9 protein-coding genes are annotated in these 9,982 nt (G+C 64.1%); 4 read left to right on the forward strand and 5 right to left on the reverse strand.

Annotation, left to right across the window (positions count from 1 at the left end):
- Positions 1-124 precede the first annotated feature (124 nt).
- The 4 genes from ACZ50J_RS07785 to ACZ50J_RS07800 are packed head-to-tail and all read left to right on the forward strand — an operon-like array spanning position 125 to position 3,856.
- On the forward strand, positions 125-766 hold the full coding sequence (locus ACZ50J_RS07785) for an ABC transporter permease (protein ID WP_464300696.1): 642 nt from the start codon (positions 125-127) through the stop codon (positions 764-766).
- Positions 766-2,031 (forward strand): ABC transporter ATP-binding protein, encoded by a 1,266-nt coding sequence (locus ACZ50J_RS07790; RefSeq protein ID WP_464300697.1) that lies wholly within the window; start codon positions 766-768, stop codon positions 2,029-2,031. The genes ACZ50J_RS07785 and ACZ50J_RS07790 overlap by 1 nt, the downstream gene beginning before the upstream one ends.
- A complete protein-coding gene (locus tag ACZ50J_RS07795; protein WP_464300698.1) occupies positions 2,028-2,840 on the forward strand; it encodes an ABC transporter permease in 813 nt (270 codons plus the stop codon). The genes ACZ50J_RS07790 and ACZ50J_RS07795 overlap by 4 nt, the downstream gene beginning before the upstream one ends.
- A complete protein-coding gene (locus ACZ50J_RS07800; protein WP_464300699.1) occupies positions 2,840-3,856 on the forward strand; it encodes a glycine betaine ABC transporter substrate-binding protein in 1,017 nt (338 codons plus the stop codon). The genes ACZ50J_RS07795 and ACZ50J_RS07800 overlap by 1 nt, the downstream gene beginning before the upstream one ends.
- 259 nt (positions 3,857-4,115) lie before the next feature.
- Here the strand turns inward: ACZ50J_RS07800 and ACZ50J_RS07805 are convergent, their stop codons facing one another.
- The 5 genes from ACZ50J_RS07805 to drmB form a co-directional block, all read right to left on the reverse strand.
- Positions 4,116-5,486, reverse strand: coding sequence for a glutamate decarboxylase (locus ACZ50J_RS07805; protein ID WP_464300700.1), 1,371 nt, complete (start codon positions 5,484-5,486; stop codon positions 4,116-4,118).
- 189 nt (positions 5,487-5,675) lie between these two features.
- A complete protein-coding gene (locus ACZ50J_RS07810) occupies positions 5,676-5,825 on the reverse strand; it encodes a YccF domain-containing protein (protein WP_464300701.1) in 150 nt (49 codons plus the stop codon).
- 116 nt (positions 5,826-5,941) lie between these two features.
- Positions 5,942-7,144, reverse strand: coding sequence for a Shedu anti-phage system protein SduA domain-containing protein (locus tag ACZ50J_RS07815; protein WP_464300702.1), 1,203 nt, complete (start codon positions 7,142-7,144; stop codon positions 5,942-5,944).
- A gap of 55 nt (positions 7,145-7,199) precedes the next feature.
- A complete protein-coding gene (drmC, locus tag ACZ50J_RS07820; protein ID WP_464300703.1) occupies positions 7,200-7,919 on the reverse strand; it encodes a DISARM system phospholipase D-like protein DrmC in 720 nt (239 codons plus the stop codon).
- Between the two features lie 10 nt (positions 7,920-7,929).
- Positions 7,930-9,978 carry a DrmB family protein gene (gene drmB / locus ACZ50J_RS07825; protein ID WP_464300704.1) on the reverse strand — a complete coding sequence of 683 codons (2,049 nt, stop codon included), beginning with the start codon at positions 9,976-9,978 and terminating at the stop codon, positions 7,930-7,932.
- Between the last annotated feature and the right edge of the window lie 4 nt (positions 9,979-9,982).

The following is a 9,982-nucleotide window of genomic DNA, read 5'->3' on the forward strand; positions in this document are numbered from 1 at the left end:
GTTTGGCGCTGGCGGAGCGTTGTGCTTGAGTGTTGGTGAAGAGCGCATGACGTCGTGTCGTGGCCGCTGTTCGCAATGCCGTCGCAGCACACACCTCGTCGATTGCTTCACCGGGAGGCACACAGTGTGGGACTTCCTCTCCGATCGCCGCGAGCAATTCCTGATCAATGCGTGGAATCACGCCTATCTGGTGATTCTGGCGGTCATCTTCGCGACGATCATCGCGGTCGCACTTGCGGTGGTCGTGACGCGTATGCCGAAACTCGAACCGGTCGCCAATGCGCTGAGCGCCATCGGGTTGACGATCCCGTCACTCGCGCTGATCGGCCTGTTGCTGCCGTTGTTCAAGCTCGGCGCCACAACAGCCCTGGTCGCAGTGACGTTCTATGCCGTGCTGCCGATCCTGCGCAACGCGGTCGTCGGGCTGCAAGGAGTGGATCCAACCCTGGTCGAGTCGGCGCGCGGCATGGGGATGAGTGAACCGATGACGCTGCTGCGGATCCGACTGCCACTGGCGTGGCCGGTGATCTTGTCCGGCATCCGGGTCTCCCTGCAGATGTGCATGGGCATCGCGGCGATTGCGGCATACGTCCTCGGCCCCGGCCTCGGCGGCTGGATCTTCCAGGGGCTCGCCCAGGTCGGCGGCAAGAACGCCCTCAACTACGCGCTGTCCGCGACCATCGGGATCGTGGTCCTGGCGCTCGTCCTCGATGCATTGCTGCTCCTTCTCGGGCGGCTCACCACCTCAAAGGGAGTGCGGGTCTGATGACAGCTGTGGAGTCCACCACCACCGATGGCAAGGCTGCGGTCAGCGGCGCGGAGATCCGCCTCGACGGCGTCACCAAGGTCTACCGCGGACAGAAGGCGCCGGCCGTCGACAACATCAGCCTGACCATCCCGGCCGGCGAAATCGCAATGTTCGTAGGGCCATCTGGCTGCGGCAAGACGACGACGCTGAAGATGATCAACCGGCTGATCGAACCGACCTCGGGCACGATCAGCATCGGCGGCGAGGACATTCGCGGCAAGAAGGTCGACGAGCTGCGCCGGACGATCGGCTACGTCATACAGGGCGGCAGTCTCTTCCCGCACATGTCGGTCGCTAAGAACATCGCCATCGTGCCGAAGCTGCTCGGCTGGGACTCCACGCGGATCAAGGAGCGGGTCGACGAGTTGCTCGACCTGGTCGGCCTCGACCCGGCGAAGTACCGCAGTCGCTATCCGCGGGAGTTGTCCGGCGGTCAGCAGCAGCGGATCGGGGTGGCGCGCGGACTCGCCGCCGACCCGCCCGTGATCCTGATGGACGAGCCGTTCGGGGCCGTCGATCCGATCACCCGGCAGCGGCTGCAGGACGAGCTGCTCTCGATCCAGCGCGAGCTGCGCAAGACGATCGTCTGCGTCACGCACGACATCGACGAGGCGATCAAGATGGGCGACCGCGTGCTGATCCTGCAGGAGGGCGCGCACATCGCGCAGTACGACACCCCCGAGGTGGTGCTGAGCAGCCCGGCGAACGAGTTTGCACAGGACTTCGTCGGCGCCGGGTCCGCTCTGAAACGCTTGAGCCTGGCGCGGATTGCCGACCTCGACCTGCGCAGCCCGACGACGGCGACGATCGGCGAGAAGACGGCCGACGTGCAGCAACGGGCGCAGGCGAACGGTGACCGGTCGGTCATCGTGCTCGACAGTCGCAACCGACCCCTGGGGTGGCCGTGGCTGCGGCAGCTCAAGGGCCCGACGATCGTCGAGCCGAACGAGGACCTGGTCAACCTCGACTCGCGGGCGACGCTCAACGATGCTCTCGACACCATGCTGGTCAGTGGTCACGGTGGCGCGGTCGTGACGGGTGACCGTGATTCCTACCTCGGGGTCATCGACTTCAAGACGGTCACCGACTTCATCGAAGCGATGCAGCGCGAGGCGGAAGCCGAAACCAGCGGCACCGCAACGTCATTCGGCTCCGAACATCCGGCCGAGCGCATCTCGATCGCCCCGTCTGACGAGGAGCTCGAACGCGGGAGCGCACAGTGAGCGTCGACATCGATCCCGGGGCCGGCCAGCAGTTGACGGCCTTGGAGGAGACCGGCAAGAAGCGAAGCCACAAGCTGAGCGGGGGCACTGCGATCGAGCTGTTCGGCATACCTGTGCTGGTGATCGTCGGTTTCCTGCTCTACGTGTGGTGGCGGCAGACCGCGTCGCTCGACTCGATCGAGACGAGCTCGCTCGCCTGGGCCGACGTACGGCTGCAGATCTGGCAGCACGTCAAACTCACCATCGTCGCCTCGCTGATCGTTGTCGCCATCGCGGTTCCGTTGGGCACGCTGCTCACCCGGCCCGGGGTGAAGTTGCTGGCCCCGATCGTGGTCGGCATCGCGAACGCCGGTCAGGCGGCGCCGTCGATCGGGCTGATCGTGCTGCTCTTCATGTGGCTGTCCAGCTGGTCCGGCTTCTGGGTCGCCATCGCGGCGCTCACCCTGTATGGCGTGCTGCCGGTGCTGCGCAACACGATCACCGGTCTGCAGGGCGTGGACCCGACCTTGGTGGAAGCCGGTCGTGGCGTTGGCCTTTCGGGTCCGGCCGTGTTGTTCCGGATCGAGCTGCCGCTCGCACTGCCGGTGATCATGGCCGGCATCCGCACCTCGTTGGTGCTCGTGGTCGGCACGGCGGCGCTGGCGACGTTCGTCAACGCCGGCGGCCTCGGTGGTGTGATCACGGCCGGCATCACGCTGTACCGCTACCCGGTGATGGTGGCCGGTGCCGTGCTGATCGCATTGCTCGCACTGCTCGTGGAGTGGTTCGGCCGGGTGCTCGAGTTGCTGGTTCGTCCGAAGGGACTCTGATGCGAATCTCCTTGCGCCATACAACTTCCCGGGCGCGGTCCCGCCGAGTGCTCGCCGTCGCCGCGGGTGCCACGGCTGTTGCGTTCACGACGACCGGCTGCCTCGGTCTCGGCACCGCGGGTGGCTATGTGCCGTCGGCGAAGTTGGCCGGCGCACTCGCCGACACCAAGTCATTGGACGGCGCATCGCTCTCGATCGGGTCGAAGAACTTCACCGAGAACATCCTGCTGGGCAAGATGGCGATCATCCTGCTGAAGTCGGCCGGAGCGGATGTCACGGACCTGACCAACATCCCGGGTTCGGCGTCCGCGCGGCAGGCGATGCTCAACGGGCAGATCGACGGCATGTGGGAATACACCGGCACGGGGTGGATCACCTACCTCGGCCACGAGAAGCCAATTCCCAATGAGCGCAAGCAATATGTCGCGGTGCGTGACGAGGACAAGAAGAAGAACAACCTCGACTGGCTCCCGCCGGCGCCGATGAACAACACCTATAGCTTCGCCGTCACGCAGAAGGTCAAACAGAAGTTCCACATCACCAAGTTGTCGCAGTTGGCCAAGGTGCCGAAGTCGGAACGCACCTTCTGCGTCGAGTCCGAGCTGATCAACCGGCCGGACGGGCTGAAGGGCATGCTCGAGAAGTATGACGTGCCGCTCGGCAGCGGTGTGCCGCGCAGCAACCTGCGGACGTACCAGACCGGTGCGATCTATGACGCGACCGCGCACGGCAAGTGCAACTTCGGTGAGGTCTTCACCACCGACGGTCGCATCGTCGCGCTGCACCTGACCGCGCTGCAGGACGACCGGAACTTCTTCCCGAAGTACAACGTGTCCATGGTGCTCAAGGACAAGACCCTCAAGAAGTACCCGCAACTCGCGAATCTCTTTGCGCCCGTGAGCAAGAAGCTCACCAACCCGGTGCTGCTGAAGCTCAATGCTGCCGTCGACGTCGACGGCAAGGAACCCGCCGACGTCGCCTTCGACTGGCTGAAAAAGGAAGGCTTCGTGAAGTAGCCACCCACGCGGGTTGAGTAGCACGGGGGAGCGCGTATCGAAACCGGGTGCTCAAGCTGATCGAGTAGTCGCGAGGTACGAGGACCACGTCGATCGAGTAGTCGTGAGGCACGAGCGACGTATCGAGATCAAGGTCCCTGAGGAGCCGGGGCACGAGCACCACGCTGATCGAGTAGTCGTGAGGTACGAGCGACGTATCGAGATCACGAGCCCTGAGGAGCCGGGGGAGCGCAGCGGAGGAGGTGTCTCGAAGGGTCCCTCAGTGATGAAACCCCTGCGGCCCACTGATCGACTGATCGGCGTGCGTCTCCTTCTCGAGTGTCTGCACGGCGGCAGTGAGATCGCGCACGAGCCAGTCCGCAAGATCGGTGGTGAGCCCGTTGCGGCATACGACGCGCAGAACAGCGAGGTCGGCGCGGTCGTTCGGCATCGTGTATGCCGGGACCTGCCAACCGCGCTCACGCAGTCCGCGGGAGACGGCGAAGACGTCCCAGCCCTGGACCTCGTCGGTGGTGGTGAAGGTGACGACCGGCAATTCGTTGCCACGACTGAGCATTCGGAATTGCGACATCGCCTCGATCTGTTCGGCGAGGCGTCCGGCGACGTCGCGGGTGGCCTGTTGCACGGCGCGATAGCCGTCGAAGCCGAGGCGGGTGAACATGAAGTACTGCCCCACGACCTCCATGCCGGGGCGGGAGAAGTTGAGCGCGAAGGTGGGCATGTCGCCGCCGAGGTAGTTGACGTGGAAGACGAGGTCGGCAGGTAGCGCGTCCTGGTTGCGCCAGATCGCCCAGCCGACGCCGGGGTAGACGAGGCCGTACTTGTGGCCGGAGGTGTTGATGGAGGCGACCCGGGGGAGTCGGAAGTCCCACTGCAGGTCGGGGTCGAGGAAGGGCGCGATGAATCCGCCGGATGCCGCGTCGACGTGGATGGGCACATCGGGTCCGCCGGAGGCGGCGAGTTTGTCCAGAGCGGAAGCGATTTCGGCTACTGGCTCGTAGCTGCCGTCCATCGTCGAGCCGAGGATGGCGACCACACCGATGGTGTTCTCGTCGACATACTTCAGCGCACTCTCGGCATCCAGGTGCAACCGGTCGCCCTCGAGTGGGACGAGTCGCGGCTCGACCTCGAAGTAGCGGCAGAACTTGTCCCAGCAGATCTGGGCATTCGCGCCGAGCACAAGGTTGGGCCGACGGGTGAGGTCGTCGCCGACCTTCGCCCGCCAGCGGTGCTTGAGGGCGAGGCCGCCGAGCATGCACGCCTCACTGGAGCCGACGGTGGAGCAACCGGTCGGATCGGCCGGGTCGTCCGCGTGCCAGAGGTCGGCAAGGATCTTGACGCAACGCTGCTCGATGTCGGCGGTCTGCGGGTATTCGTCCTTGTCGACCATGTTCTTGTCCATGCATTGCGCCATCAGTGCTTTCGCCTGCGGCTCCATGCTGGTCGTCACGAACGTGGCCAGGTTGAGGCGGGCGCTGCCGTCGAGCTCGAGGTCGGCGCGAATCGCTTCGTATGCCGCGTTCGCCGGCAACGGCTTGGCGCCGAGCCTGTCGCGGGGCAGCACGTCCCAGCCGCCCATCACCAGGTCGTCACGCAGTTCTTCGAGGCGTGCATCGTTGTCAGCGGTCATCTGTCCACTATGACCCTGGTCGCTTGCCCGCGGCTGAACGTCAGGTGTGCATCGGCGCATCGAGATCAAGCCCTGATCGAGTGCCGGAGAGTCCCCACGCTGATCGAGTGCCGGGGGAGCGAAGCGGAGGAGGTGTATCGAGATCAGGGTCCCCAAGAAGGAACAAGCGTGCCTCTCGAAGGGCCGGCGTCAGCGCCGCGGAGCCCCACCCACAACCACCGCCCCGTCAGCCGGAACAATCTGAGAACCCAACGGCAGCAACGAGATCGGCACCATCTTGAAGCTCGCAATGCCCAGCGGTATGCCGATGATCGTGATGCACATCGCGACGCCGGTCACGATGTGTGCCCGATCGCGAGCCAGCTGCCTGCGAAGACGAACCCACGACGCTTCCGATCGCCGAAGCAGCGTCGGCGCGCTGCCCGTTCGAACGGCCGAGGTTGGGCAGGCGCGAATCACGGGAGCCAGTCATTGGCGACAAGGGCCGTCGCGGCTCCCTCTTCATAGACGGCAAGCGGAAATGCGTCATTGGCAAGCTCTTGGGCTTGACGCAGGATCCAGTCCCAGCTCTGAATCTGAATGTGCCCTTGATCGCGCACGCGGCTACGCTGTCGGTCGTGCACTATGGCGGGATCTGCTCGGCCGATGATGACGAGGCCCGGGACTCTGTTAGTCAGGCCATGGAGGCCAAGTTCTTGCTGGGCATACATAACGTTCGTTGATAGCCAGTCTCGCCATGACTCGACCTGATCGACCGCATGCCGGACTGCGCTTGTCAGTGACTCATTCTTATTGTGCAGATGGTGTTTTGACGCTTCAATTTCCACCAGCAGCCATTGCGGGCCGACACTGTTTATACCTAATATAAGAAAATCTGGGCGGTATTCTGATCCCAGGGCCTTTTGGGGAATCACGTAGGTGCCATTGTTTCCGACAACGATGCCTGCGAGGAGCTGCGGGTGTCGTTCGATCAGCTTCTGGAGGGGACCCTCACTGCCATCTCCTCCATCGAGCAGGTCTTCGAGTTCGCGAACAGCAGATAGTTCAGGGCGGAGTGAACTGAGTCGGTACTGCCGGATTTTGTCCAGGAGTGGCGAGTCGGGAGCGTAATCCGTCTTCTCGTTTCTCATCCGGTTCAGAATTGTCGCTTCGTGTGCGGCGTATTCTCTGGATAGTCCGCGCCGTGCGATCATCTCCAGGTTGTCCGGCCAAGCACTCTTGCCCCGGCCTCCTCTCATATGGACCCGGCCATTGGTTCCGATGCTTGAGATAATCATCGCTTCTGAACTGGCGCCGATGAGGCGCACAACATCTCCATCTTGCGGTCGGAGGGCGCGCAGTCCGCGCAGGCGCTTCTCGATATAGCGCGATTCGATCCAGGCAGAAACAACATCTGCGGAGGTGCGACTCGCGACGGGGGCTGGGTCGATCGCTAGCTTTGTCTCGATTTCGCGGAGCGCCGCGAAGTTTGGTTCGCGATGATCCGCAGTGGACATGAGCGCCGGCGACAGCTCCGCTCTGAGAATCGCGGCGGCGACAAGCGACGGGACGCTCGGCAAGTAAACTCCGAGTGCGGTAGCGACTTCAAGCTGCTTCGTCGTCGGGCTCGCAAGCAGGTTTTCAAGCGAGGCGGAGACTTCCTCCCAAGTTCGGTGCATCACTAATCAAACCTTTCGCCTATGAGGAGAACATGGGTTGAATTCCAAGAACTGGTTACGGATACAGTCGCTCATAGACATGGTCTTCGAGTTCACGCATCTGCCGCTCGACGGATTGCGTGAGGCGCGGGTTTTCGATCCGCAGGCCCAACTCGACATTGAACAACTCGGCGCTCTTGGAGAAGTTCGCACTGGTCACGACAAGGAATTGATGATCGACCGCGATGAACTTTGCGTGGTTACGCACCCGTTTGCTGTCCACAATTGCGGTTCGGAAGACAATGGCACCGCTCAGCTCGTGCGCGATCTGCGCAGTTGTCGGCTTCCAGGACTCGCGCTTCTTGTCGGCCGCGTCGGTGTCGACATAGACGCGTACTCCCACCTCTGGCCGAGATGCCAGGTCTGCCAACGACTTCCACAGCACCGACGATCGCTGGAAGTTGTATGTCGAGCAGATCACCGACTCGCGAGCGGACCGCACGAAGTGCTCAATCGATGCTGTCAGTCCGCCGGATCGGACGAGGTTCGCCGGGGCGGTCCATACCGGCATGATGGACGTTTGGTGAGCATGCGCTCCTTCCACTGATCGCAAAACCGCAACGGTTTCAACGCGATTCGCGACGCCGAGACCCGCATCCGCGAGAAGCCGCACGACGTCCGCGCGCCGGGTCGAGCCAACGACACCCATAGCCTGCGTCGCCGTCCCACCGCAGTCGAGGCGGTCGGCAAGCTGCTTGGCCTCCTGCGCGGTGAGGTATGCCGCGAGCGTCCGCACCGCCGACGGGTCAACCGCCATCGTGCACACCGCGGAAGAACGCCAGGGCCGGATCGGACCCGGGCAGCTCGACGACGAAGCGCCGGTCCAGGAAGCGATTCGCTCGCTCACACGAGGTCTCGGACGCCATCGCGCAGCAGTGGCAGGCAGCACCGTGCAGGAAGTCCTCCGGTTGTTTGGGCAGCCGGCGGGCACAAATCGGGTCCGACGAGCAGCGGGTCGCCCGATAGAGCGAGTCCCGCACGATGCGAAACAACTCATCGGGATCACTCAATCGGACCAGCCCGCCGAGGGTGCCGTCGCTGTCGGACGCGGTCGTGCAGATCAGCACCCCCGCCGCCGCAGGGCGCTCGCCTTCAGCCTTCCAGGCGTAGATGCGCTCGCTGAGACTGGCCGCGCCATACCCGGAGGACATCGCCATCGTCCTGATCAACAAGTGAGCGAAGGTGTGCATCAGCCAATAGCGCGGTGGCGGCAGCCGGTCATCTGGATCGACGTCGGCAGCGGTAGAGGAGAAGCGGTTGGTGAAATTGCGCCGATGCGCTTCGCGGTGCGCGGCGAAGACCGGGTCGTGCTCGACGACCGTCTCCCATGCGGCGACGGCGTCCTCGTCGAGCTGGATGAAGACTCCTTCGCCCCGGTCTTCAGTGGCAGCAACCCATTTCGGCGCCCTCGCGCTCAGTCGCACCAGCCGGGTTGACACGTCGTTGACCCGGCTCATCTCGTCTATGCGGGAGAAGCCGACGAGTGCGTTCACCTTGCGGAGCCGATCGACGGCAAGCACGCGCTGGATGCCGGATGGCATCTGGTCGGACACACGCCGTGGCGACAGGGTGAGCCCGCTCGAGACGTCTTCGTGGAAGTCGGATGCTGGCTCGATCAGCAGATATCGCCACTCCGGCACCAGCAGATCCACCGGAGACCAGGCCGCCTTTCGCTCGGCGTGCTCCTCCTCGCTTTCTTCCACCGGCTGGCCAGCGAGCTTCATGAGCTCGACGAGTTCGGCATCGGTGAGGTCGTCGGAGCCAGGGATCTTTTCCTGCAACGCAATCCGGGCAAGCTGCGGCGGAGCACCCAAGTAGACCGCGAGGTTCTCACCGAGCGCCACCCGTATGGCGTCAGCCAGGTCCCGCTGCCGCTCGGCCGGATTGAGCCGTGGCATGTCGATGATCGATTGCAGCGCGGGGAACCACAGATTCGAGGCGCCGATGAGCAGCAGCCGAGTCTCCTGGTTGCAGCCACCAGGCTCGAAACCTTCGAGATGCGGATGCCGGCCCCGACAGAGCGGCAGCTTGAGACGGCCCACTTCGCCTTGTGCCTCGTTCATCGCCCGAGACGCGTCACACGACATGCATTTGATGATCGCGCTGGCGCCTGCACCACCGGCTCGGTCGATCATCTTCAGTCGCGGGACCTCGACCTTCGGGCAGGTCCCACCCTGATGGACCCACCAGTCGTAGGGGAATTCGTCCAGATGGCCGTCCTCGCAGGCGAGCAGATATCGGGCGGCCACCGCCGTCCGGCGCAGTGCCTTCTTCTGCTTCTTCGCCCCAGGGCGCGGGTCGCCGTAGCACTCCTTGTGCTCGAACTCGGCTTCGTCCGGCCGGAACATCCGCGTGTTGGTGTAGCTGAACGACCCGATCGGCGCGAGCATGTTGCACCCGGTGCAGCGCATCCACTGCGGGAAGACCATGGCAGGCACCCCGAGGTCGGCGCCTTCCCGTGAGTATGTCGAGACCTTCTCCTCCCACGGGAAGTTGCGCAATTCGTCGACTTGCCGGCCAAGCAAGGTGCGCACCGAATCCAGCAGTCGCGGGGCATGGACTGGCCTGTGGAAGGGACGGCGTGCCCACACCCGATCCCATGCGTCGTAGCCGAGTGGCATCACCGTGAAGTGGGGCAGATCCATAACGGATCCCGGCCCGTAGGTATACAGCAGCGACGACGGACGGCTGGAGCCGACCTTCGCGAAGTTCTTGAGGGTGCCGTCGGCCTCCGCAGCTTCGGACTCGCCGAGCGGGTCGGCCAGCCGGTGTCCTTGGATGAGTTCGCTTGTCATGGTG

The organism is Flexivirga sp. G2, assembly GCF_055397625.1.